Annotated in this window: 16 protein-coding genes; 5 read left to right on the top strand and 11 right to left on the bottom strand. The window is 62.1% G+C overall.

Translation table 11 applies throughout. The annotated features are described in order from the left end of the window. Nucleotides 1-558 precede the first annotated feature (558 nt). A complete protein-coding gene (locus tag FQ705_RS15080; RefSeq protein WP_144142245.1) occupies nucleotides 559-1,893 on the top strand; it encodes an MFS transporter in 1,335 nt (444 codons plus the stop codon). A 76-nt stretch (nucleotides 1,894-1,969) separates the two neighbouring features. On the opposite strand, the gene FQ705_RS15075 is transcribed toward FQ705_RS15080, so the two are convergent. The 9 genes from FQ705_RS15075 to FQ705_RS15035 all read right to left on the bottom strand — a co-directional run bounded on the left by FQ705_RS15075 (nucleotide 1,970) and on the right by FQ705_RS15035 (nucleotide 11,536). Then, nucleotides 1,970-2,551, bottom strand: a complete 582-nt coding sequence (locus FQ705_RS15075) for a helix-turn-helix domain-containing protein (protein WP_144142243.1) — start codon at nucleotides 2,549-2,551, stop codon at nucleotides 1,970-1,972. A gap of 184 nt (nucleotides 2,552-2,735) precedes the next feature. After that, nucleotides 2,736-3,518, bottom strand: a complete 783-nt coding sequence (locus FQ705_RS15070; protein ID WP_144142241.1) for an aldolase — start codon at nucleotides 3,516-3,518, stop codon at nucleotides 2,736-2,738. Nucleotides 3,519-3,661: 143 nt separating this feature from the next. Further along, entirely contained in the window at nucleotides 3,662-4,615 is a 954-nt protein-coding gene (locus FQ705_RS15065; RefSeq protein WP_144142239.1) for a hypothetical protein, read from the bottom strand. Between the two features lie 188 nt (nucleotides 4,616-4,803). Then, a complete protein-coding gene (locus FQ705_RS15060) occupies nucleotides 4,804-5,304 on the bottom strand; it encodes a hypothetical protein (RefSeq protein WP_144142238.1) in 501 nt (166 codons plus the stop codon). Nucleotides 5,305-5,349: 45 nt separating this feature from the next. Continuing rightward, nucleotides 5,350-7,401, bottom strand: coding sequence for an alkyl/aryl-sulfatase (locus FQ705_RS15055; RefSeq protein ID WP_144142236.1), 2,052 nt, complete (start codon nucleotides 7,399-7,401; stop codon nucleotides 5,350-5,352). A 66-nt stretch (nucleotides 7,402-7,467) separates the two neighbouring features. Next, on the bottom strand, nucleotides 7,468-8,292 hold the full coding sequence (locus FQ705_RS15050) for a transporter (protein ID WP_260854503.1): 825 nt from the start codon (nucleotides 8,290-8,292) through the stop codon (nucleotides 7,468-7,470). Beyond that, entirely contained in the window at nucleotides 8,292-8,513 is a 222-nt protein-coding gene (locus tag FQ705_RS15045; protein WP_144142234.1) for a hypothetical protein, read from the bottom strand. Before FQ705_RS15045 ends, FQ705_RS15050 begins: the two co-directional genes overlap by 1 nt. Before the next feature lie 36 nt (nucleotides 8,514-8,549). Then, nucleotides 8,550-10,040, bottom strand: coding sequence for an arylsulfatase (locus FQ705_RS15040; protein ID WP_144142233.1), 1,491 nt, complete (start codon nucleotides 10,038-10,040; stop codon nucleotides 8,550-8,552). A gap of 152 nt (nucleotides 10,041-10,192) precedes the next feature. Further along, nucleotides 10,193-11,536, bottom strand: a complete 1,344-nt coding sequence (locus tag FQ705_RS15035) for an anaerobic sulfatase maturase (protein WP_260854517.1) — start codon at nucleotides 11,534-11,536, stop codon at nucleotides 10,193-10,195. 468 nt (nucleotides 11,537-12,004) lie between these two features. Here FQ705_RS15035 and FQ705_RS15030 point away from each other — a divergent pair, with 468 nt between their 5' ends. The 3 genes from FQ705_RS15030 (at nucleotide 12,005) to FQ705_RS15020 (ending at nucleotide 14,023) form a co-directional block, all read left to right on the top strand. Then, a complete protein-coding gene (locus FQ705_RS15030) occupies nucleotides 12,005-12,406 on the top strand; it encodes a YidH family protein (protein WP_222105648.1) in 402 nt (133 codons plus the stop codon). Nucleotides 12,407-12,472: 66 nt separating this feature from the next. Continuing rightward, the gene (locus tag FQ705_RS15025) at nucleotides 12,473-13,270 is read left to right on the top strand and encodes a hypothetical protein (protein ID WP_186307857.1); all 798 of its coding nucleotides are present in this window, start codon (nucleotides 12,473-12,475) and stop codon (nucleotides 13,268-13,270) included. A 165-nt stretch (nucleotides 13,271-13,435) separates the two neighbouring features. Next, entirely contained in the window at nucleotides 13,436-14,023 is a 588-nt protein-coding gene (locus tag FQ705_RS15020; protein ID WP_144142227.1) for a YSC84-related protein, read from the top strand. A 68-nt stretch (nucleotides 14,024-14,091) separates the two neighbouring features. On the opposite strand, the gene FQ705_RS15015 is transcribed toward FQ705_RS15020, so the two are convergent. Then, complete coding sequence (locus tag FQ705_RS15015; protein WP_144142225.1) at nucleotides 14,092-14,568, bottom strand: hypothetical protein; 477 nt, start codon at nucleotides 14,566-14,568, stop codon at nucleotides 14,092-14,094. 10 nt (nucleotides 14,569-14,578) lie between these two features. Continuing rightward, a complete protein-coding gene (locus FQ705_RS15010) occupies nucleotides 14,579-15,205 on the bottom strand; it encodes a DUF2092 domain-containing protein (RefSeq protein ID WP_222105647.1) in 627 nt (208 codons plus the stop codon). A gap of 736 nt (nucleotides 15,206-15,941) precedes the next feature. On the opposite strand from FQ705_RS15010, the gene FQ705_RS15005 reads away from it, so the two are divergent. Next, nucleotides 15,942-26,558, top strand: a complete 10,617-nt coding sequence (locus FQ705_RS15005; RefSeq protein ID WP_144142222.1) for a VCBS domain-containing protein — start codon at nucleotides 15,942-15,944, stop codon at nucleotides 26,556-26,558. Nucleotides 26,559-26,591: the final 33 nt, after the last annotated feature.

Genomic DNA, 26,591 nt, shown 5'->3' with positions numbered 1-26,591 from the left:
TGCGGCGAAATCCATCGGGGCCGGCGGGCATGCCCGCGATCGAGTCCGAATATAAGTCCGCAACCACCCTTCTCGCTACGAACAATCACCTTGCAAATGGGAGGCGACCATATAAGTAATGTCCGCTTCGGGGGTGCGGCGGATAAGTTGGTTGCCAGCAGCTCTTCGGGAACGCCGGCAATGGACGGACGTGGATTCATCTCAACAAGGAACGCGTCCGTCATCCAGTCGCCAAATCCACAATAGTGGAATTCATGTCACGCACTGGTGCGATGAAACGTGACGGTGCACTGCTGCACGATAAAGCACCTCAAAAACGAGCGATGTCCTCAGCCACGGTGGTCCTCAAAGCCGTACCGTAAAAAACCAGCAAGCTTTTCTTCGCCACCCAAAAAGCGAGCAAACTCACCTCCCGCCGCCTATTCGCGCGACTCTCCCTATCCGCCGCCCTGCTTCGCCGCCTTCCCTCGCAGACCTGTCCGCCGACAAGTCACAAAATGGCATGGACGTTGCTCTACTTTAGGAGAATTACCTCTACCATCGTTACAGGGAGCCCCCATGAGTCAAGTCACCGCCGATGCCCCAGTTTCCAGTGCGGAACTCGCGTCGTCGCAGCATCTTGGTAGAGAACGAAAGCGCGTGCTGATCGCCAGCGTGATTGGATCGATATTCGAGTGGTACGACTTCGTCGTGTATGCCATCGCCACCGCGCTGGTCTTCAACAAACTGTTCTTTCCCACGACGAATCCGCTGGTCGGCACGATTGCAGCGTTTGGCACGTACGCGGTCGGTTACGTCGCGCGGCCGCTAGGGGGCGTCGTGTTCGGCCACTTCGGCGACCGGCTCGGGCGCAAAGCGATGCTGTCGTTGACGCTCGCGATCATGGGCATCGGCACGTTTCTGATCGGCTGTCTGCCGACGTACGCGCAGATCGGCTTGTGGGCGCCCGCGCTGCTAATCGTCTTGCGCTTCACGCAAGGTCTCGGAATCGGCGGCGAATGGGGCGGCTCGATCCTGATGGCCGTCGAGCACGCGCCACCCCATCGGCGCGGTCTGTTCGGCAGTCTGGTGCAACTCGGCTATCCAGTCGGCGTGCTCGTCTCCACAGCCGTGTTTTCGATGATGGCGTGGTTGCCTCAAGCGGACTTCCTCTCCTGGGGCTGGCGTTTGCCCTTTCTGATCAGCATCCTGTTCGCGGCGGCGGGGATCGTGATCCGCTTGCGCGTCGCTGAAAGCCCCGCCTTCGAACGCGTCGCGCAACCGGAGAAGCTCGCGAAGGTCCCCTTCTTCGAGATTCTCGCGACCCATCGCCGGACCTTCCTGCTGGCGGTCGGCCTGAAAATCTCGGAAATTGCATGGGTCAGCGTCGCGACCATCGTGACCATCAGCTACGTGACGATCCATCTCGGCCTGCCGAAAAGCGTGATTCTGAACGGCTTGTTGTGGGCGGCCGCACTCGAACTCGTGACAATTCCGCTGTTCGGCTGGCTGTCCGATCTGTACGGACGACGCGCGATGTTTCTCGCCGGTTGCGTGTTTTCGATCGTGTTCGCGTTTCCGCTCTTCCATCTGCTCGATACGCGCGACCCGACCACGATCGCGCTGACCATCGCGATCGCAGTCAGCCTCGGACAAGGGATCATGTTCGGCCCGGAGGCAGCATGGGTGTCTGAACTATTCCCAACGCGTCTGCGCTATAGCGGCGCATCGTTGGGCTTCCAGTTGGGTGGCGCGATCTCGGGCGGCCTGACGCCGCTGGTCGCCACCTTGCTAATGAGTTGGGCAAGCGGCGCGACATGGCCGGTTTCGATTCTGCTTATCTGCACCGCCTGCATCACCTTGCTGGCCGCGTGGCACGCGCCCGAAACCGCACATGCGCCGTTGCGGACCTGAGCCAAGGCATCTTTCTGAGCCGTATCCTCGCGCGCGGTTACGGGCGACGGATACGGCCGGCGCATTTCGACCGCGTTCAGCCTCGCACCGGATTGATGATAATCAGATACTTGCAGGCGCTGCGTCCGAGGTTCTCAAAACGATGCGGCGCGTCGGCGCGGTAGTACAACGAGTCCGACGCATCGAGCACGGTACGTGTGTCGCCGACCGTCACGGTCAGCGAGCCCGATAGCACGTACACGTATTCTTCGACCGGCAAGGTGTGTGCAACCAGCGAACCCGTGTCCGATTTCGACGGCATCTCCGCCATCACGAAGTCCAGCCCGCGCCCCGGCAAAATGGGCGAAAGAATGCGCCGCGAAAACCCCGTGTCAGGGTCGACCAGCACGGTTTGCTGATCGTGACGCATCACGACGACATCATGCTGGCGCACCTCCTGGCCAAGCAGGCGGGCGACCGTCGTATCGAGTGCATCGACGAGTTTGGAGAGGATCGACGTGGAGGGTGACGACTGCGCGCGCTCAATCTTCGAGATCATCGCGCGGCTGACGCCCGACGCGTTGGCCAGGTCGTCGAGCGACATGCCTTTCAGCTTGCGTTGACGGCGCAATTCGTCGCCGAGCGCTGCGTTGGTCGACGTTGCGGCGCCCTGGGTCACAACCGCAGAGTCTTCTGCGTCGGGAGCGGCGTCGTCACGCGCCGTCCGGCTGGTCGAACGGGAAGGCTGCCGCGCGCCGGTTTTGCTTTTTATCACAGTCGAATTCGCGTTCGTTTGAATCCCGTGATTTTATAGCGTTCCGAACGCGCGGCGCCAAATGGCGCCGCGAGGGCACCCGGCGACGTCACACCACGAGACAATCCGGATGATTACGCAATGCGCGCCGTGCGTAATACGCGAAGGTGACCGCGTCGCGTTTGTCCGTGGACACCCAGTCGTGTGCTTCCACGGCCAGCGCCTGAGGCAACGGCTTGATGGTGCCCGCCGCCATCGCCAGTAATTGCAGACGCGCCGCCCGTTCCATCAACAGCGCCAGCATGCAGGCTTCTTCGATCGTCTTGCCGACCACCAGTTGGCCGTGGTGCGCAAGCAGGATGGCTCGCTTGTCGCCCAGCGCCGTCGAAATGATCTCCCCTTCCTCGTTGCCGACCGGAACGCCCGGCCATTTTTCGAGGAACGCGCAATCTTCGAACAACGGACTGGTATCCATATGCGACACCGCCAGCGGCACTTCGAGCATCGACAAGGCGGAGATATACGGCGGGTGCGTGTGGATGATGCACTTGATCTCGGGCCGCGCGCGATAGATCCACGTATGAAAGCGGTTCGCAGGGTTCGGAATTCCCTCGCCGGAAACCACCTGCAAATCTTCGTTCACCTTGATCAGGTTGGACGGCGCGATCTCGTCGAACCCAAGGCCCAGACGCTGCGTGTAGAACGTGCCGGCCTCGGCGCGGGAGGTGATCTGCCCGGCGAGACCGGAATCGTGGCCGCCGTCGAACAGGATTCGACAGGTCAGCGCGAGTTTTTCCGACACTGTCCAGCTGCCTTTGCGAACATCGGCGTCGAGCCTGCGCTGCGCGAGTGCAATCAGGTCCTTCTTGGACATTTCAAGCGTTTCTGCCATGCCATCGACCCCTTATTAAATCCACCAAAAGTAGAATTGCCTCTACTTTATGAGATCAATAAGACGATGTAAAGCGGCCGTGTCAGACACGCGCCAGCCGTTGAATGAATTGAGTCCGGGATGAAAACCAGCCGTCGTACCGATCAGAAACTGAGCGCGAGTCCGACGGAAACGCCCGTTACGTCCTTGCCAAAGGCGTATCTCGCAACGATGCGGAGGCGGGAAAAGAGCTTCGTTACCGCGCCCGTGTCGATTTCGACACCTGCGCCCAGCGAGGTCAGTTGATTGAAGCCAAGAATGTCAGCCTGGCTTCCGAGGTAGGTCGAGTGAGAGAGTTCGAGGACGTATCGCAGCGGGCGATGGAAGGCCAGTAAGCCTGTCGGGGCGCGCCAGCGGGCATAGAGGTTCGTCGACTCCGCGTCGGCGGCGCCGCGCACCCCGCTCGATGAGCCAAAGCTTTGCAGATAGATGTTCGTATAGCGCAGTTCGAGATCGAACTCATAGGGTTCCATGCGCGGATACCAGCCGAGCATTAGCGAACCGCCCAGCCCGTACGCATTGAGCGAGCCGCTCTGGATGAAATCGATGTTCTTGTCGGTCTTGCGATTGATGAGAAATTGCGCCGCCGTCGCGTCGCTCAATACTTCGCCGAGGGAAAAGTTGAAGATCGGCCGGATGACCAGACTCTTGCTTTCATTGAGCGGAAAATCCCATCCTATCCCGCCGGTTGCGGCTACGTTCGTCCAGCGCGTCGGCAGAACGCGTTGCTCCTGACCGTCAGAGACCACAAACGTGGGGTCGTAGCGCGACCCCCCTAACGCTCCCTCCAGATAAAGGGGAAAGTTCGGACTCAAGGTAAAGCCGCCGCCGAACTGTGTCATATTCAACGACGGGTTCCCGGAGGACCCGTTCCGGATGCCGAGTGTGCTGGCGGAAAGATCGGGTGTCACGGTGAAGGACAGCAAGGCGAGTACGGCATCCGCCCGCCGTTGCACATCCGGGCCGGTAAATGCCGGCTTGGACGAGGTTTGCGCTTCGGCCGCTTCGGCCAGTAGACACAGTCCGACCGCCAGCAGACACGAGCTTGCAACCCGCATCGTCCGTCCTCGCCGGTGTGTCCCGATGCGCCGGAAAGTTGGCGCGCGGCTCGCAACGCCCAGGCTGCGAACGCATCGATCGATCCTGTCGGGCTTCCCTGCCATCTTCCCTCCCGTCGAGCGGGCGCTGCATCGTGACTGGTCGCGCCGCGTCAGCCGATCTCGAAGACGATCGGCTGACGGTTTCATCAAGGAATGGTGGCCGCCTGTTTTACGTCAGCCATTGCCGTTGCCCTGAGCATCGAAAGCAGTTCGTCACGTTGATGCAGCGGACCATCGACGAACAACAGCGAATCCGTCGTCAGCCTGCTGGTTTCCAACTCCTCGTCGAGCCACGCTTGAAGCGCGACTTGAGAGGTCACCACGACGAGGCTGCGTTCGTCGACATTGTCGGCAAGCACATTGGGTATATCCGGCACGATGTCGGGGTCGAAGCCCTCCGTCGTGGCATGGAAGAAACCCCATGTGTCGTTTTCGATGAGTAACACGTAGAAGTCCGGCAGAGCCAACAGCTCATCCACCGACAGGGCATCCTGGATGACGCCCTGCAAGCCGTTGAGCGTGTCGACCGCCGTCATCCTCAACCGCGCCTGCGCGAGCGCGCCTTCGACATCGGGCTCACGCAGCAGTCCCGCTTCGATTGCCTTTCGCGTCGCGACGGCGACCGTCAATGCCTGGGGATGCCCCACGCTGAATTCAATCTTGAAGTCACAGATTGCACACATTCCAGCACCTCAGGGTGTGACGATGTTGAAATAGAACTCGAAGTTGTCGAGCCAGGACACGAACTCGCCGAGCTTCTGGCTATCGCCGTCTATCTTCGCGCCGCCTGACATCACCAGTTTTTGCATATTGGTCTGCCCAAGCATGATGTTGTTCAGATCGACACGCGTCATAGTGATTGTCGCATTCGCATTGCCCGAGGTTTTGCCCTTCGAGTAATGCAGCGCGCTATTCTCGACTCCCAGTAGATAATTTTCCTTGGTGTCGGTGAGCGCCAGATTGAACGACACCGCTTTGCCGGCAGCGCGATCGGCATTCAGGCGGATGCCGAGATAATCCAGGAACATGTCGAGCGGCATCGCGCGAATCGTGTCGGCGCTCTGTGGTGCAGGTGCCGGTACTTTCTTGATGCCATCGCGCAGTTCCATCGCGCCGGTGAGATAGAAATTGCGCCACGACGCCGCCTCGGACTGGTAGCCGAGCTGCTCATAAGCGTCCGCCAGCAACTGTTTCGCAGCCGTATTTTGCGGGTTGCTGAAGACGACATGATTGACGACCTCGGCGACCCATCGATACTCACCCTTGTCGTAATAGACCTGCGCCTTGCTCAGAACGGCAGCGGCACCGCCCATGAACTCGACATAACGCTTGCCATTCTCCACGGGCGGCAGTTGATGCAGATTGGCGGGCACGCCGTCGAAGAAGCCGAGACGCAGGTTGTACTGCGCGACCACGTCGTGATAGACGGTGCCGTAATAGCTCCGGCAATACCAGTGTTTCGCCAGGCTATCGGGCAGGCGGATGGTCTCGCCGATTTCACGAGGCGTGTACCCCATGTTTGCCAGCCGCATCGTCTGGTCGTGCAGATAGCGGTACATGTCGCGTTGCGCACCAAGGAACGGCAGGATGCGATCGTTGCCCCAGGTCGGCCAGTAGTGCGATGCGAACAGCACCTGCATGTCCCCACCGAACATGTCGATTGCCGCTTGCAGGTATTTGGACCAGAGCAGTGCGTCCCGTACCTTGGCTCCGCGCAGCGTATAGAGGTTGTGCAGCGTGTGGGTGGCGTCTTCTGCCGCGCAGAAGGCCTTGAACTTCGGCAAATAGAACATGAATTCGGATGGCGCCTCTGACTCCGGCGCCATCAGCACGGTAATGTCGACGCCGTCGAGCGTCATGGTCTGCCCGGTCTTCTCCACGAATACCGTCGGCGTAATCAGCGTAATAGTGCCGACCGAGGTCGTCTTGCCGAGGCCGCCATCGACACCGCCAGTAGGGCTTCGCGTCAGCAGCGAGCCGTACATGTAGCTTGCCCGCCGTCCCATTGCATTGCCTGCAATGATGTTTTCGCCGACCGCCGCTTCTGTGAAACCAGCGGGGGCCACGATCTTCACCTTGCCCGAGGTCACGTCGTCTTCGTTAATCAGACCTCGTACGCCGCCGTAGTGGTCCACGTGACTATGCGTATAGATGACGTGCGTGATGGGCTTATCCCCCAGTTGAGGGATCACCAGTTGTTTCCAGACGGTCGTTGCGACCTCCTCGGTGACGAACGGGTCGACGACAATGTACCCCTGATTACCGCGAATGATACTCATGACCGACAGGTCGTAGCCCCGTACCTGCCAGATGCCGTCGACCACCTGAAAAAGCCCGTGATGCATATTGAGCTTGGCGTTACGCCAGAGACTCGGGTTGACGGTTGGCGGCGCATTGTTTTCCGGGCCGCCGGTGATAAAGGCGAACTGTTGCAGATCCCAGGCCGGATAATCGCCCTTCCCTTTGATGATGACCGGCTCGGGAAGCGTCGCGACCAGTCCGCGAGTGGCATCGGCGAAATCCTGCGTATCGGCGAACGAGAGAAATTCCGCATACTGCCGATTGATATCGAGCGTCGCCTTCGTCGCGGGTTTGCTCGCCGCGCTGGTGGATCGCACGGATGTCGTTTGAGCCAACGCTTCTCCTACCACGCCAGACAAACCCGTTGCAGCGCCAGCCACTGCGACGTTTTTCAGAAACGCTCTGCGAGCGCCGGGTTCTGCGGGTTCTTTCGGTTCGGACATGACGGCCTCCAGTTATGTGACGACAACGTTGTTGTTGAACCATTCTTCAACGGCGAGGATGCAGTTCTATTTCGGAAACAGCAGGGTCACCACGAGGCGAGCGCCCCATCCGTGTGGACCGGAGTCCGGACTTGCCGCCCAATAGCGCACACCGCCGCCAATGCTCACCGGTTGCTTGCCGAATTTGAGCAACTTGCTGACCGTTGCATTGATCGGGGTCGACCATTGATGGCGCTTCCAGTCGTAGGTCGATTCGGTGTTCAGGCCGAAGGTCCACGCGTCTTTCGTCGTGTAGTTGAGAAAGGGCTGCAGGAAAGTCGAACTGACGCCCGACCGGTCACCGTTGCCGGCGAAGGACCAGATGTGATTGACCAGCGCGCCGTAGGTCCATCCGTTCGCCTGCCACAGCAAAACGGCGGTTGGACCGGCGCCCCATTTTTCGGCGCCGAGCAGCGGGTCGGTATCGGTGGGTAACAGCAGCGCAGGGCCGACGCCCCATATCAGTCCACCCGCTGTCGGCTTCGACGGCGAAAAGAAAAAGCTCTGGACGATGTCGCCTAATCCGGTCTGCGAGCCAGAACCCGGCGCAATGTTGTTCTGCGACACGACCGGCACGATCGTGCGGGAGATCAGATTCCAGTCCCCGTTCAGATGGAATGGAATGACGGGCTGGAAATTCAGGAGGTATTTGTATCCATCCCGATTGGGACCGAGATTGCCGTCGTAGTTGAATTGAAACGGTACGCTGATTAACGCGGCGACAGGATTGCTCAGTTGCTTGGCGAGATCCTCGTCGCTTTGTGAAAAAGCGGACGGCGACGCACTGAGCAACGACACACAACATGCCATGATCGGCAGAATGCCGCGCGTAGTGATCGATTTGCCGCGCATCAGAGCCGCGCCCAGACGTGGCTGGAGCCGAACGTCGGCAAGGCAAAAAGATGCGGCATTATCACGTTCGAATCCGGCAGTGCGTGCATTCTGGCGTCCCTTTTGCGAATGCCAATTTTTTGCACAGAAGCCGGCTCCGCACTATAGGTACTTAGGGCAAAAAAATTGCCCCGGGGGGCAATCGATTTGCCGCAGACGGGCCTGGCGAATTCGTAGGTCACCAAGGCCGCCTGCGGTACTACGTGTTTGCCGCCGGGTCAATGTCCGGCGCTACCGCCAACCTCGTCGAGTTGTCGCATTACTGCATCCAGATTGAAGGAGGCCGCTTTCTGCCGAGGCGGGAATGCCTTGAACTGTTCGATCTGCGATGCCACCACCGCTTGCATGCCATAGATCAGATAGGCATGCGAGATCAGCCAGTCATAGTAAGTGTTCGAGTTCTCATCGGCTCGCTCGAACGGATCTCGCCGTAGATTGAACATCTTCGGAATCCGCAACGGCACGAATGGCTCCGACCAGCACGCCAACTGTCTGGCGCGTTGCTCCCGCAACACGGCTTTCCAGTCCTTCACCCGGATCGCCATGATGTCGCCGTCGTCGCTGATATAGAAAAACGACTCTCGCGGGCTTTCTTTCACTTCGCCCGTTAAATACGGCAGCATGTTGAAGCCGTCCAGATGAACCTTGAATGTTTTCTCTCCCGCCTTGTGTCCCTTAAGGAGTTTCTCCTTGATCTCAGGTTCGCCGGCCGCCGCCAGCAGCGTCGTCATCCAGTCCTGATGCGACACGATCCCGTTGAGCACCGTACCGGCGGGAAACTTGCCCGGCCAACGGATAAATGCAGGGACACGCCAGCCGCCTTCCCAATTGGTGTTCTTCTCCGAGCGGAACGGAGTAATGCCGGCGTCCGGCCAACTGTTGTAGTGCGGCCCGTTGTCGGTCGAGTACATGACGATGGTGTCATCGGCGATTCCCAACTCGTCGAGCTTGGCCAGCATCAGTCCGATGTTCTCGTCGTGCGCAACCATCACGTCGTTGTATTCGCCTTGCCCACTTTTACCTTTGTGCTTTTCGGCGCAGTGAGTGCGGAAATGCATGGCCGTGGTGTTGTACCAGAGGAAAAACGGCTTACCGTCTTTATGGGCGCTGTCGATAAACGCCTGGGCATGAGCGGTGGTTTCGTCGTCAATCGTTTCCATGCGCTTTTTGGTGAGCGCGCCGGTATCTTCGATCTTCTGCCCGCCTTTTCCATCCGCCCAGCAATGCAATACGCCTCTCGGTCCGAAACGTTTCCTGAACTCCGGATCCTTCGGGTAATCGGGATCTTCCGGCTCTTCCTCGGCATTCAAATGATAGAGATTGCCGAAGAATTCATCGAAGCCGTGCATGGTCGGCAGGAACTCGTCCTTGTCGCCCAGGTGATTCTTGCCGAATTGGCCCGTGACATAGCCTAGCGGCTTGAGCATCTCCGCGATGGTCGGGTCTTCCGGCGAGAGGCCAACGTCCGCACCCGGCATGCCGACCTTGGTCAGTCCCGTCCGGATAGGGTTTTGTCCGGTGATAAACGCCGCACGTCCAGCCGTGCAGCTTTGTTGGGCATAGTAGTCGGTAAACGCCACGCCCTCGTTGGCAATGCGGTCGATATTCGGTGTGCGATAGCCCATTTGCCCGCGGCTATTGAAACTGATATTCCACCAGCCGATATCGTCGCCCCACAGAATCAGGATATTCGGTTGCTTTGTTGCCATGTTCGCTTCCACTCCTTTCAGTTAAGGCCCGGCGAGCGTGGTGCCAACCGGGCGAAGAGGCTGCGTCAATCGACGAACTGCAGCCACCGCGTGTCACGAGGCAATCCCAGCTATGCAGAGGTAGAGCGAAGGCCGATGTTGGCCGGCCAATACTACGGTGATGAACTGTGCTGCGCCGAGGTACTCGCCGTACCGGACAACGTCCGCGGCGAGTTATCGCCGTGGCAAAACCTGAATTTCCGCCCGCTGCCGCATGGACATGGCGCATAGGGCCCGCGCCGCTTGTCTTCGCTTGCAGTGAGCGCCATGACGTCCGAAGGCGGACGGCCGGAGCGAAACAGTTTCGCCATGGTCTCCATGGCGGGACGCGAACGGGTGAAGAACAACTCCAGTCCCGCGCAAAGATAATTCTGGCCCTCCTCGCCATCGCGGGAGAGCGCGAACCGGTCTTTGGGGCAACCGCCATTGCACAGTGCCCTGACTTCGCAACTCCGGCACTGGGCGGTGAGCGCATCGCGCTTGTCCAGTCCAAACTTGCGCTGCTCGGGCGATGCCATCAACTCGAGCATGTGAGTTTCGTGAATGTTGCCCAGCCGGAAGCCGGGTTCGACGAAGTGGTCGCAGGAATACAGATCGCCGTTGGATTCGAGCGCGGGACCCAGGCCGCAGGTCGGTGCGTGAATGCACAACAGATGGCGGCCGAAAAGTGCTTCCAGCGTCACGTCGAACAATTGCACGTACACGCGGCCGACATCGTGGCGCAACCATTCCTCGAAGATATCCAGCAGGAACTGCCCATACTGCCGCGCGCCCACGGAACGGTCGGTGACCCGATTGCCGGTCTGTGTATAGAGCACGCGCTTGCGACCCGGTTGTTCGCTCCAGCCCAGATTCGCCAATTGGATGGTCTGTTCCGTGGCGCGTTCGATGATAGGAATGAACTGCACCCACTTTGCGCCGAGTTCATCGCGAAAGAAGCGATAGACCTCCCGGCCGTGGTTCTGATTGGCGGCGTTGACCGTGCAAAGAATGTTGAACTCGACGCCGTGCTTGCGTAACTGCTGCCAGCCTCGCATCACCAGATCGAACGTGCCCTGCGCACGGCGGTCGACGCGAAAGGTATCGTGAATCTCGCGCGGGCCATCCACACTCAGGCCGACAAGAAAGTCGTGCTGCCGGAAAAACTCGCACCATTCATCGTCGAGAAGAATCCCGTTGGTCTGAAAAGTGTGCTTCACGACCTGCCCCGGCTTGCGGTGCTTCTCGACCAGTTCGACCGCGTGCCTGAAGAACTCGACCTTCATCAGCGTCGGCTCACCACCCTGCCACGCGACGGTCACTTCGGGCGTGCGATGGGACTCGAGGAGTTGGCGGAGATAAGTTTCGAGTGTCGCCTGCGACATTCGATGCTTCTCGTCCGGATACAACGCTTCCTTCGAGAGGAAGAAGCAGTATTTACAATCGATATTGCAGGTGGAGCCACTTGGCTTTGCCAGCAGATGAAAACATGGCGGCGCGTCGGATGGCCGGACGCCGGCGTCCTGGTGTGCTTCGGAGTCCGATGTCGTAGCGGGAGACAGCAGTGTGGCCTGCATTGCGATAATCCCCTGGGCCGCGCTTCGCGGCGATGTGCTAGGTCAGCCTGCTCTGTGAGAGTACGAGTGCGCGACGCACACGTGATGGGTATTTAAGTCGGCTTATCGTGGGAAAGCAAACGCAATATGCATGATCTGCAATTTAAACGCATGACGTGAAGCTTTCGGTGACTGACGGGCGAGGCGAAGCGCAGGCTCGACGTTGCCATGACCTCGTTTGAACAGGATACTTACATGTAGGGTGGCCTCGGCGGATTTCCCACTATTTCCGGCAAGCCGGAGATATTCTCGCAATCGTGTCGTACGTGAACTAGATTAATCTGGGTGCGTAAAACGCTCCCACCCGGATGTAACCACACGGAGGTTCGCGTGACACAAGCGCAAGCACGCACGTCGGACCAACTGGCCGTGGATCGCACCGGCCTCGCAGCAACGCGTACGCTGATGGCGGCGGACCGCACCTTGATGGCGTGGATCCGGACCGCGCTGTCGATGATCAGCTTCGGCTTCACGATCTACAAGGTGCTGCAAGGTTTTGCGGACGCCGGCGTGCATCTGAATCATCCGAATAGCCCTCGAATGGTCGGTCTGTTCCTGACCGCAATGGGCACGGTGTCGATGGTATTGGGCACGATCGAATATGCGCGGGCTATTGCCATGCTCCGTGAGTATCAAGAGGAGAGTCTCTGGCGACCGAGCTTTTTTATCGCGTTGATCATGGCTTGCTCGGGCAGCTTCGTCTTTCTGAGCATCATCATCCGCTTACTTTAACGATGGCCCGACCTGGAAGGCGCCAATGTCGTGACTGAAATCCTCCTGATTCTGCTCAAGGCATCGGTGGTCGTCACCATCGTTTCGGTGGGCGCGGGAACCTCGCCTGCCGACCTCACCTATCTGTGGCGGCGACCTCGACTATTACTTCGCTCGCTCGCGGCGATGTACGTGGTGATTCCGCTGATCGCGTTCGGCATCGTGCTGATCGCCCCCATCGAGGCGGGCGTCAAGGCCGCGATCCTGGTTCTCGCGGTCTCGTCGGGCGCGCCGCTGCTGCCCAAGAAACTCAAGAAGCTCGGCAGCCAGGAGTACATTTTCAGCTTGCTGGTTACATCCTCTCTGGTCGCCATCGTCGCCGTCCCGTTGTGGGTCGCCCTGCTCAGCAATTATTTCGACGTTTCGGTCAAGCTGACCGCCAGTACCGTGCTGTTCGCCATCGCCAAAGCGATTTTGTTACCGATTGCGTTGGGCATGCTGCTCCGTGTCATTTTTCCGGCCCAGTCGGAGCGGCTCTCGGACCGGCTGATTACGCTTGCCGGCTTCGTGCTGGCAGCGTCCGGCGTGCTCCTGCTCGCGACTCACTGGCGCTTGCTGAGCGGTCTGAGCGTGGGCGGCGTGGTCGCGCTCGTGGCGCTGATGATTCTGGGGCTGGCAACCGGCCAGCTTCTGGGCGGCCCCCAGGCGGATGACCGAACGGCCCTCGCCATCGCTTGCGCAACCCGCCACGTCGGCATCGCGCTGGTCGTCGCGGCAGAATTCGCCGGCGTCAAGACGGCCGTTTTCATCGTCTCCTACTTCCTCACGGTCGTCGTCGTGTCGGGCGTTTACCTGACCTGGCGAAAACGCGCCGGCGCGAATTAGGGATTTGCCCTCAGGGGCAGGCGTTTTGCCCGAAGTCCCTATAGCGCTGCGCCAGAGCGTCTGAAAGAATGCAAGCTCGGTAAAAGCATCTTGCGCGGGTTCTGCAGATCGATCGTCTGTCTGCCGGCCTCTTGCGGATGTCAACGAACCCAGGGGAGACATGATATGCAACGACGCGATTTTCTTTCGGCCACCACGGCTTCTCTCGCACTCGGCGCATTGACGCTGGCGGGCTGCACGACATCGTCTGGATCGCACGATTCGGCCGCAACGGATATGTCCAAACGGCAGTCTATCGATGCCAGCGTGGACGGCACCCTGTCGAAGCTTTATTCAAGCGTCAACGGTTCGCGTGAACTGGTGTCGAAAGCGCGTGGCGTGCTCGTGTTTCCTTCGGTGCTGCAAGTCGGGTTCATCGTCGGCGGACAATATGGCGAGGGTTCGCTGCGTGTCGCCGGCAGCACGGCGGGCTACTACAGTACCGTATCCGGTTCGTTCGGCTTCCAGGCGGGCGCGCAGTCCAAGGCCATCATCTTCCTGTTCATGACTCAGGAGGCGCTGGCCAGTTTCCGCAGTTCGGACGGCTGGTCGGCCGGCGGCGACGCGTCGGTCGCGCTGGTGAAGGTCGGCGCGAATGGCGCCATCGACACCACCACGGCTACCGCGCCTGTCGAGGTATTCGTATTGACCAATGCGGGATTGATGGGCGATGTGTCGATCGCTGGAACGAAGGTTTCCCGCCTCAAGATCTGATTCTTAGATCCGCGAAAAAGCGGCCCTGCGAAACTTTGCAGGGCCGAACGCTCGCTCCTCGCGGGAACTCAGGGCTGATTGACTACGACGTACGCTACGTCGCTGCCTTGATACTGCGGTTGATACCAAACGGTTCCACACTGCATGTAGGCGACATTGCCGCGCATGACCTGAGCGCAACTCGGCGGCAACTGATTGGCGTGCACGATCGATCCGACCACGGCCGACGTGACTGCCACCGTCGCGGTCACCGCCGCTGCGGTGGCGACCGGATGGTAGTGATCATCGTAACGGCCGCCGTGGTTATCCACGTTGATGTTCACATCGCGATTGCTGTGAACGTTGACGTTGCGGTTGTTATTGACGGTGGTTCTGCTCGAATTGCGCTCCACGCGATTGCCGCCCGACGCTCCGGCACGATTCACTGAAGCTCTGGCCTGCCCTCTCTCATGCGGCCCCGCCAGAGTGTCGGCCGACACGACGGCACCGAGTAGCGCAACAGCCGTGAGCGCCAGCAGAACGAATTGCGAATTGGTTCGTTTCATGTGGTCACCCTTATTCCTTGACTTTCTTGAACGGGATCGACGTATCGCCCTTGCCCGGCACGAAAGTGAAGCTGGACTCCTTGATTGCCGGCGTCAGATTCCAGCGATACACCGCGCTATATTCGGGACGGCTGTCGTCGCTCGTGGTGGTGATGACAAGCTTGCACGGCAACGGCTTATCGGAGCGCGAGACCCACAGTTGCCAGTCGGCGCCATCCTGACGGAAAGCCAGATGATCGCAAGTCTTGCCGTCTACCTTCGACGGACCGACGTAAGCCGCACTCTTGATCGCGTCGATCTGGGATTGATCGCGGCCAAACAGAAACAGATCCTCCATTGGCAATCGCAGGTCGTAGTAGTCTTCGACCTGATGCAAGGTATCGAGAATTTTCGGTGGCGCATTCACCGTGGTGTAGTACTTCAGGGCCGGCGAGTACTGGGTCAGCTGTTTGCCGTTGTAAAAGTACTCGCGGCTTTGCGTGTCGGTTTCGGCGCGCGCATACAGGTGGCTTCTGCCCTGCACCACCATCTCCGTGGTGCCCAGTGTCTTGATCTTTTGGCCGTTGTCGAGCACGACATCACGCTCGACAGTGGCGTCTACCCGGAAATCGGGCAGGCTGCGGAGGTAATCTCCCATTTGCACCACTTTATCCACTACTTGCGGATTAACCACGTCGGCCGTGTCGGCGGCATCGGGGGCACTGGCCGCCTCCGCAGCCCAGACGGTTGTGGTGAGTGGAACCATAAGCAGACATAGCAATCTGGCGCTAGGTGCCATAAAACTTCTCCTGAATCGTCGTTGTACAGGATAAGGAAACAAAGGTAAAAGCGACTTCGCACAGCGAGCCAAAAGACAGGTCAACGCAGGCTATCCATAGCCCGATAGTTATTGGTTATGCTTCGTTGATGCGTATATCGATGAATTGCGAACCAGCTGGAAGCCGTCCTCACGCTGGCCAGTGAGAAGCCATGCGAACTGTGTCATGCGTGCCGCGAAGAAATGGCGTGACCATTGCGTGAGCGCGGCAATGACGGAAAGGTGTGGGGCTGCATCAGACTTTACTTCACTTTTCGCCACTCAAGATGCCGTCAACAATAAAAATTTAATTCGTGGTTGTCGATACGTAGAAGTCCATACCACACCGCATCAATGGAAGTACATTGATGACGCGAAATTATGACGATCTCACTACGCACATGCTCCACAGAGAGAATTCGTCGCTATACTTATTCGGATGATTGCTGCAGCGCATTGGACAAAGCGGCGAAGGCCACGTCGGTACGGCTATTAAATAATTGCCGAATCGTGACTAAGACTGCTATCGCATGTCCATTCCTTATCGCATCTGGACCTATCCGGAGTGCATAACGAAATGCCTTTAAAGTCTGAATCGCCGCGTGCTGCCGACCACCTCCGGCCACGTCGGCATGCATTGGCGCTAGAGCAAAGAATTCTGTTCGACGGCGCGGCTGCAGCGGCCGTCGAACATCACCATCACAGCGATTCGGCCGGCGGTGTGGCGGCGGTCGGCACGAATGGCGAGGTGTCGCGCCACACCGCCGCCGCGAATGCGAACACCCATGCGGACAGCCGCACTGCAACACCCACGCGAACCGCCACGCCTGCGGCCTCCGCAGCGCCTACCGAGGCGCCCCCACCCGCAGTGCATCAGAATCTGGTCGTGCTCGATAGCCGGGTCGACAACGGTAGCGAGTTACTGGCTAATTTGCCGGCCAATACCCGGGTGCTGATCATCGATCCCGGTCAGGACGCGGTCAGCGCAATCAGCGCGGCCCTTGCTTCGATGGGAAAAGTCGATTCGATCCAGATCTTTTCTCACGGCGCATCCGGGCAGTTCACGCTGGGCGATCAGACCTTCACAAGCGCCAGCATCGCGCAAATGGCCAGTACGCTCGGCGCGTGGCGCACGGGCCTGAATGCCGGTGCGGACATTGAACTCTATGGTTGCAACGTGGGCGCCGGAGCCGCCGGCCAGGCGCTGGTTCAGGAACTCGCAAGCGTGACGGGTGCAACCGTCGGTGCGTCGAACGACAACACCGGCAGCGCCGCACTGGGCGGCGACTGGACACTCGAGGTCACGAGCGGCGCAATCGATAAACCGATCGCGCTCAGCGCGGATGCGCTGAGCCACTTCAATAGCCTGCTGGCCGACGCGAGTCCGACCGTAGCGGTCTCGTCCGGCGGACAAAACGTGCTGCTCGGCGATCAGTTCACCTTCGACGTTTCGTTCACCAATTCATCCACGCAGGTGGGCTACGCGCCGTATATCGATCTGCTGATGCCGGCCACCGGCAAGGACGGCAACGACGGCGCCAGCTTCGTATCGGCGACCTATCTCGGCCAGGCGGTGACGTCGTTCATCGTCACCTTCGACGCGAACGGCAACGCGATTCATCCCCTCGCCAAGGACGCCAACGGCAACCCGCTGGTGATCAATGCCGCCTCCTACGGGCTGCACGCCGGCGACCAGCTGGTCGTACTGGAACTCCCGTTCGGCAGCGTCTCGCAAGGGCAACCCGCGATCACGGTGCAGGTGACCGCGACGCTCAGCGATCTCGCGGACACCGCCTTTTCGAACGCTACGCCCGACCTGACGATCCAGGCACGCGGCGGCTTTCAGTTCGGCAATGACCAGCTCGACAACCCGACGGTGGACCCCACGCTGGTCGAAGCTTCGTTGCATGACTTCGTCGTCCATCCGACCGTGGTGACGCTGACGCAGAGTGTCAATATGACCGAAGGAGAAACGGTCAGCGGTCCAAATTACGTGCACACGGAAACGGTGACCGCATCGCCGGCGCCGGGGCAGACACTCACGAATGTCACCGTCACGCAGGATATTCCAGCCAACGTTCAGGTCACGGCGATCACGCCGGGCGCCGGCGGCAGCGTGACGTCGATCACGCTGCAGGACGGCACGACGCTCACCAATCCCACCTTGATCGCAGCGGCCATCGCGAGCGATTCGGTCTTCATCCGTTCGTATTCAATCGAGTACGCCACACTCAGCGCGCCGGAAAATACGGTGGTGAGTTTCTACGTGCCGGAAACGGACGCATTCGGGCAGCCCGTCATCGACCCGGTTTCCGGTGCGCCGGTGACGATCGCGTTCGGCACGGCGAGCGGCAGCGGCGAGTGGGCGCCGCTCGACCCGCGCGATCTGACGCCGCCGGCCACCTCGGTGGCATTCAGCGGCTCGGCCGATGGCACGGGCACGACCTTCATCGCCAAATCGGTGACACTGGAAAAGCAGGTCACGGATCAGGTCGACACGGGCACCGTGGGCATTTCGCCGGGCGACACGCTCGGCTATACGCTCGACATCGCGATTTCCGACTACTTCGCAGCGGGCCAGACGCAACTCGGTCAAGGCCAGTTCGTCATTACCGACCAGCTGAGCGACGGCCAGACGCTGACCGGCACGCCCACGCTCACCTATGTGAGCGCCGGCGTCTCGCACACCATTGCACTCGTGAGCACGAGCACGGTCAATGCCGACGGCACCACGACCGTCACCTTCGACATCGGCGCCTCGATCCGGGCGGCCGGCGTGCTGCAGGCCGGCAACCTGGCCGGCGACCTCGCCTTCGACAACGTGCTGCAAGGCGCGACCACAGCAACGGTCAACTACACCGCCCTCGTCGACCAGCGCTACACGACGGCCTACGCGCAGAGCGACCTGAACGAAGGCGATTCGATCGGCAACAATGCCACGGTCACCGCCACCCTGCTGACGGACAACCTCAACCTCACGGGCAGCGCCGTCACCGATCAATCGGAGACGAGCAGCACGATCCCCACCCACACCGTCGATATCGCGATCGTGTCGGTCAACGGCGCGGCGCCGCCCGCGAGCGGCGAACTGAATCCGGGCGATACGATTACCTTCAGCATGACGTACAACCTGGTAACAGGCGACTACGAACAGTTCCAGCTGGCCGCCTATCTGCCGCTGCCGTTGCTGAGCCTCTCGGGCATTACGTGGAGCGAAGGCACGGGCGTCGGACAATGGTCGCTCGGCGCGGCCAACACGAACGCGGGCGGTGTACTCAGCGTGGCCGATGGCACGGGCAATTCGCTGATCTTCAACTTCGGCAGCTTCGCCACCAATGCGAGCGCCGGCAGCACGATTCAGGTGCAATTCACCTTGCGCGTCGGCGATACGCCCTACGCGGACCAACGCTCGCTCGACGTGCTCGCACAATCGAGCCAGGTGACGACGATCGCGCATCAGCCGCTGATCTCGTCGGATGTCACGACGATCGTCTCCGTCGCCGAACCGACCCTCGCCATCAAGCAAGGCGTCGTGTCGAGCAGCGACGGCACGGTCACCGGCACGACCGGCACGTGGAGCGCGCCCGGCAGCACCGGCACGCCATTCACCGGCAGCGTGACCGACCTGGCCGCGGTCGACGGCAATGTTAGCGGCATCGACGCGGGCGACACGCTGCGCCTCGCCACGGCGATCGAAAACACCGGCGGCGGTGGTGCATTCGACGTATCCACCAGCGTGACGCTACCCGCCGGCCTGCAGTTCGTGGGGGGCAGCCTCGCGACATCGGGCCTCAAGATCTATCGCGGCGACGGCACCTTGCTGGTCGCCGGGGTGGATTACAGCGTGTCCGGCAACACGGTCACTTTTCTCGATGCGGGCGGCGTGGCCACCCTGCTCGCAGGCCGCAGCGGCACCACGGCGGACACCAGCGGGTCGAACCTGGTCGTTATCACCTACGACGTCACGGTCGATGCCAGCATCCCTGCCGACAGCACCTTGCAGACCAGCGCGGCGCTCACCAATTACGCGAGCGTGGAAGGCGGCGCCGATTTCACGCCGACCGATCTGACCGACACCGCCGCCGAGCAGGTCGCCGCGCCGACAGTCAGCGTGCAATACGCCGGCGGCACGCTCGATAACGGCGACTCCAGCGCCGCGCAGACCACCGGGAGCGATCTGGTAATCGGCGAGAGCATGCAGTACGACATCGTCGTGACCTTGCCCGAAGGCAGTACCCAAAATCTCCGCATCGACGATCTGATTCCGGCCGGCCTGCATCTCGACACCAGTTTCAACGGCGGTCTCGGCTATCAGCTGATCACGACAGTGGCCGGCAGCGCCGCGCTGACCGCCAACTTCAACGGCACGCTCAGCGGCGACGCGCTGAGTGGGCTGAACGGCGGCACGCTGGGCGCGGATGGCGTCGGTGGGCACTGGACCTTCACGGTATCGAAGGCCAATGCGGACAACGACGCGGGCAACAACAGCTTCGTGATCCGCGTGCGGCTGGTGGCGAGCGACGTGGCCGGCAACCAGGCGGGCACCACACTGACCAACACCGCGCAACTCGTCTTCAGCGATCCCGACGGCGACACGCCGAATGGCACGGCGCCGCTGGACCGAACCGTCGCGCCCACGGCAGCCGCGCCGACCGTCGTAATCCGCGAGCCCACCTTGGTGATTGCGCAGACCTCGACTTCGACCGCCGGCCTCGGCGTCGATCAGGGCGACACGGTCGAGTACGACATCACGATCAGCAATGGCACGGCAAGCACGGACTTCAACGCCTACGACATCAGCTTTCTCGACACGCTGCCCACCGAGCTGAGCGGCCTGACGCTGCTTGGCGTGACTTACAGCGGCGGCGCGACCAATAACGGCGGTGCGGACTTCGAACTGGTCGGCGGACAGTTGCGCACGGCAACCGGCGCCAACGTCGACATCGCCACGGGCGGCAGCATCACCCTGCGCGTCTCGGGCACCGTACTGGCCGCGGCGGCGAGCGAGCCGTCGTTCGCCAACACGGCGAGCGTGCAATGGACCAGCCTCGACGGCAGCGTCGGCGGCACGGCGGATCCGGCCGGCGAGCGCACCGGCGTGGACGGCGCGCTCAACAGCGGCGTGCTCAACGACTATCGGTCGGATTCGACGCTGGTCGTGCCGGTCGCGCAGACGGTCATCGTTTCGCGCGTGGGCGGCCTGCCGGACACCCCCGCCGCGACGCCTACCGACGCCACGGACGAAAGCGTCACGGTAGGCGAAATCGTCCGCTATCGCGTGGTCGCGATTCTCGCCGAAGGTTCAACCAACGACTACACGCTGCAAGTCACCCTGCAGAACGGACTCGGCTTCATCAACGACGGTACGGCCATGCTCGCGTTCATTTCGAACAACGGCATTACCACGAATCTTGCGAATCTGATTACCGGCGGCACGCTCAACGTCGTCGGCAACCAGTTCAGCGAGCAGGCCGAGCCGATTACGCCCGGTCTCACCGGCGCAGCGCCTGACGGCGTGCTCAATGCGGCGGACATCGACGTCACGACCGACAGCAACGGCAACCAGGTCATCACCTTCCATTTGGGCAACCTGGTCAACATGGACAGCGACGCGGACAAGGAAGGCGTGTCGCTGGAGTTCAATGCGCGGGTGCTCAACCAGGCATCGAACGTCGGTGGCACGGCGCTCTCGGTGAGCGCCGTGGATCGTTCCGGCGCGACCGATCTGTCGCACTCCGACACCGTGCGCGAGGACGTGGTCGAGCCGTCCATCACCGGCATGACCAAGCAGGTCGTCAGCTTCAATCCGACCAGCGCGACGCCGGGGCTCGGCACCGCCAGCGTCGAGATCGGCTTCACGCAAAGCGGCGGCTCGCCCGCATACGACGTCACGCTGACCGACAGTTTTCCGACCGCGTCGAACTACACCTTCGACCACCTCGTTCTCAACAACCAGTCGTACACGGCCGCGCAACTCGCGGGCATCGGCGTGAGCGTCGATATGACGAACGGACTTGACATCACGTTCGCCAGACTCGCTTCCAACGCGCAAGTCTCGGTGTTTTATTCTGCCAGCGCGCCCAATACGGCGGCCATTGCGCCGACCGATGCCACCGTCACCTGGACCAGCCTGCCCAGCAGTTTCACCACCTGGGGCGGTTCGAGCGTGGGCGCCACGCCCGGCAACAGCGACGGCGAGCGCACCGGCAGTGGCGTCGGCCCGAATACCTATATTCGCGAGGCCGCTGCGGGGCTCGGTGTGATCAGCGGCACGCTGTGGGACGACACGGCCTCGGCCACTTCGTCGAGCACGCCGGACGGCCCCGGTCTCGAGGGCCAGACGGTCACGCTGACGTGGGCCGGCGCGGACGGCATGCTCGCCACGACCGGTGACAACCTCGTCTACACGACCATCACCGACAGCAACGGTGAGTATCATTTCGGCGTGCTCCCCACGGGGACCTACCAGATCCAGACGCCAACCGGCACGCTGAGCTATCCGCAGCCGGTCGGCACGCTGGCGGTGCGCATCGACAGCGATGCGTCGACGCCGCTCGGCACCATCGGCGTCGCGCTCGCGGACGGCGGCACGGCGGCCGCCAATGCCGGCTACGTCGAACAGAACGACGCGCCGGTCAATCACTTGCCCACGGCCTCGCCTTCGGGACTCGAAGACATCACCTTCAGTGTCGCCGGCGTGACGGTCTCCGACGTCGATGCGGGCAATCGCGATCTGCAGATCACGCTGACCGTGCTGCACGGCACGCTGTCGCTCAGCGCGCTGCCAGCCGGTGTGACCGAGAGCGGCGCGAATACCGCCGTGCTGGTGTTGACCGGCAGCCAGGCCGATCTGAACACCGCGCTCGCCAATCTGCAGTATCTCGGCAATCTGAACTACAACGGCGCCGACACGCTGACGATCAACACCAACGACCTGGGCAACTTCGGCGATCACGACGGCGACGGCATTCCCGGCGAGCCGGGCGACGCGCTCAACACCCAAAGCACGCTGGCGATCACCGTGGTGCCGGTCAACGACCCGCCGGTGGCCGTCGCCGACACGGCTTCCGCGACCGAGGCGGGCGGCAGCGCCAACAACCAGCCCGGCGTCGATCCGACCGGCAACGTGCTCGCCAACGACACCGACGTCGATATCGCCACCAACGGCGATTCGCTGCGGGTCATCAGCGTCAGCAGCCAGGACGGCACGGCGATCGCGTTGCCCGGCCAGACGGTACTGGCGGGTCTGTACGGCTCGCTGACCATCGGCATCAACGGCGGCTACCAGTACACGGTGGACAACGGCAATGCAACTGTTCAGGCGCTGCGTTTGCCGGGTCAAACCTTGACTGAGGTGTTCACGTACACGATTTCCGACACGGGCAACGCCACTTCCACGGCCACACTCACGGTCACGATTCACGGCGCGAACGACGCGCCGATCGGAGTCGACGACATCGGCTCTGCGACCGAAGCCGGCGGCGTGCTCAACGGCACGCCCGGCAGCGACGCCACCGGCAACGTGCTCGGCAACGATACCGATGTCGACAGCGCCGCCAACGGCGAGACCAGAGCGGTTACCGGCATCACGAATCGGCCCGAGGCGCTGGTCAACAGCCCGCTTGCCACGGTCGCGGCGGGCACGACGAGCGGGACGGGCACGATCATCGTCGGCACGTACGGCACGCTCACCATCGGCGCCGACGGCAGTTATCGCTATGTGGTCGACAATAACAATGCCGTCGTGCAATCGCGCGTGCCGGGCGATGCCCCGCTGGTCGACACCTTCACCTATCAGCTCACCGACGCGGGCGGCCTGAGCGATCTGGCGCAACTGCAAATCCAGATCCACGGCGCAAACGACAACCCCGTTGCAAGCGACGACCAGGCCACCGCGACGGCGGGCTCGACGCAGCTCGGCGTGAACCCCGTCAATCCGAGCGGCAATGTCATCACGACCGCGAGCCGTCCCGGTTCGGTCGATCAGCCTGGCGGCAACGGTATCGATACGGACGTGGACCATACCGACCAGCCCGATACCCTGCTCCAGGTCGACGGCGTGCGCAGCGGACTCGAAGCCGCAAGCGGAACGTTGACGGCGGTCGCGACCGGCACGACTGCGACGAGCGGTGCCGTGGTGAACGGCAACTACGGCACGCTGCATATCGGAGCGGACGGTTCGTACACCTATGACGTGGACAGCAGCAACGCCAGCGTGCGCGGGCTCGCGGCCGGTGCGACGCTGACCGAAACCTTCACCTACGAGATCGTCGATACGAGCGGCCTGACCGATCGCGCGCAGCTGGTGATCACCGTGGTCGGCATCAACGACGCGCCGGTCGCGCAGAACGACACGGCTCAGGCCCGCGAAGCCGGCGGGGTGGACAACGGCACACCCGGCGTCAATCCGGCCGGCAACGTGCTCAGCAACGACAGCGACCCGGACGGCGACGCCCTCGCCGTTTCGGCGATCCGCACGGGCGCGGAAACCGGCACCGGCACTGCCGGCACGGTCGGGCAATCGCTGCAAGGGCAATACGGCAGCCTGACGCTGAACGCCGATGGCACCTATACCTACGTGGTCGACAACGGCAATGCGGCGGTGCAGGCGCTGCGCCTGCCGACCGACCAGCTGGTCGAGCACTTCACTTACACGGTGACGGACCCGCACGGCGCGACGGATCAGGCCGAGCTCGATATCGTGATTTCCGGGCAGAACGACACGCCGGTCGCGCAGAACGATCAGGCGGGCGCCACCGAAGCGGGCGGCACCGATAACGCGACGGCGGGCGTCAATCCGGCCGGCAACGTGCTGACCAACGATACCGATGTCGACGCCGGCGACACGAAAACGGTAGACGGCGCGCGCAGCGGCACCGAAGCGGCCGGCGGCGCATTCGCCGCCGTGAACGGTGCGACGACGATTGCGGGCACCTACGGCACGCTGACTCTCAATCCCGACGGCAGCTACACCTACACGGTCGACAACAGCCTCGCGGCGGTGCAAGCGCTGATTCCCGGCCAAAGCGTCACCGACACGTTCAGCTATCGCATGCACGACACCGCGGGCGCGTCCGACACGGCCCAACTCACCGTGCAGATTCAAGGCGCGTGGGATGCCCCCGTCGCGAACGACGACCTCGCGCTCGCGGCGGCGGACAACGGTAACGGCAACGCCCATAATCCGACCGGCAACGTGCTGACCAACGACACCGACGTGGACGCCGGCGACGCGCTGACCGTCACCGCCGCGCGCTCCGGCACAGAAGCCGCGGGCGGTGCGCTGAGCGCCGTTGCAACCGGGACCGGCAGCGGCAGCGCGAACGCGAGCGTGTTGCACGGCCAGTACGGCGACCTGGTGCTCGGCGCGGACGGTACCTATGTCTACGACGTCGATACGAGCAACGCGACACTGATCGCGCTCGGCCCGCTGCAGGCGGTGACCGATGTCTTCACCTACCAGGCCACCGACAAGGGCGGCCTCTCCGACCTCGCGCAGATCACCATCGTGGTACGCGGACGTAACGACGCACCGGTGGCCACCGGTGACGCGGGCACCGCGCTCGAAGCGGGCGGCATCGCCAACACGACGCCGGGCGTGAACCCATCGGGCAACGTGCTGACCAACGACTCCGACCCGGACGGCGACGCGATCCACGTGGCAGGAATCCGCACTGGCGACGCCACGGCCACGGGCACCACCGGCGCGGTGGGCAGCGCGCTGCAAGGCATGTACGGCACGCTCACGCTGAACGCAGACGGCACATGGAGCTACGTGGTCGACAACGACTCGGCCGCGGTACAGGCTTTGCGCACCGCCAGTCAGACCTTGCAGGACACGTTCACCTATACCGTCGACGACGTGCTCGGCGCCCAGGCCACGGCGCAGTTGCGCATCACGATCGACGGGCAGAACGATACGCCGGTCGCCAATAACGACGCGGGCACCGCGCTCGAAGCGGGCGGCGTCAACAACGGCACGCCGGGGCGGGACGCCACCGGCAACGTGCTCGGCAACGATACCGATGTCGACAGCGCCGCCAACGGCGAGACCCAGACCGTGGTCGACGTGGCCAACGCAGACGGGCAATCGGCCAATGCCGGCGCCGAACTCGCGGGACGCTACGGCCATCTCGTCGTGAATGCGGACGGCAACTACGACTATGTGGTCGACAACGCCAACGCCGCGGTGCAGGCCTTGCGCACCAGTAGCGAGACGCTCACCGAGGTGTTCACCTACACCCTGCGCGACACGGCCGGTGCGACTGCGAAGGCCAGCCTCACCATCACGATCCACGGCGCCGACGATGCGCCCGTCGCACACGATGACAGCAACGTGGCGAGCGACCAGTCGCCGACACCGCAAGCCAGCGGCAACGTCCTGAGCAACGACACCGACGTCGACGCCAACGATCACCTGAGCGTGGTCGGCATCCGCACGGGCGAAGAAACCGGCAGCGGCACGGCGGGCACGCCGGGCCAGGCCCTGGCGGGGCGCTACGGCACCCTCGTGCTCAACGCCAACGGCACCTACACCTATGTCCTCGACCTGACCAACCCGCAGGTGCTCGCCGCAGCCGGGCTCGGTCAGGTGCTGCACGACCCGTTCACCTACACGATCAGCGATCTCGCCGGCGCGACCGATCAGGCCCAGCTCGTCATCAATCTCGACATTGCCTCGCCGTACATTCCACCGAGCGGCGGCGCGCATTGGGACCGCGATCTGGGCAACCGCGCGGACCAACCGCCCGCGCTGTCGTTCGAGCCGGCGGTGTTCATCACGCCGGTCGTGGAACGGGACGCGGTGCGTTCACTCGTCTCGGCGCGTGAAACCGACGGCAGCCAGATTGGCTGGCCGCTTTATCCGCTCGACGACGAGACCCCCGTCGGCGACGGGCTTGGCCACGTGCCCGGCCAATTCGTCGCACAGTCCGTGCGTGCCAGCCAACGGGAGAGCGCCTTCGACCGCGCCTGGGCGTTCGGCCAGCACTCGCGCACGGATCTCACCGCAGACGGCCTGCTGCCCGACCCGTCGCTGTTCGCCCCGCTCTCCGACCATCTCACCCACGGGCTCAAGCCGATCGTCGAAAAAGCGCCGGCCCGGACAGCACAAAGTTTCGTGAATCAATTGCGCGTCGCGGCGCTCAAGTTGCCTGAAGCACCTCAGAACGTAGAAAAATCCGTCGAACATTAGTATTCGAACGTATGCGAACGAGGACCGGTTATG

Source organism: Paraburkholderia sp. BCC1884 (assembly GCF_900996225.1).
Classification (GTDB): domain Bacteria; phylum Pseudomonadota; class Gammaproteobacteria; order Burkholderiales; family Burkholderiaceae; genus Paraburkholderia.
Note: the sequence above shows the minus strand (reverse complement) of the source record. Positions and strands in the feature narration are given on the sequence as shown.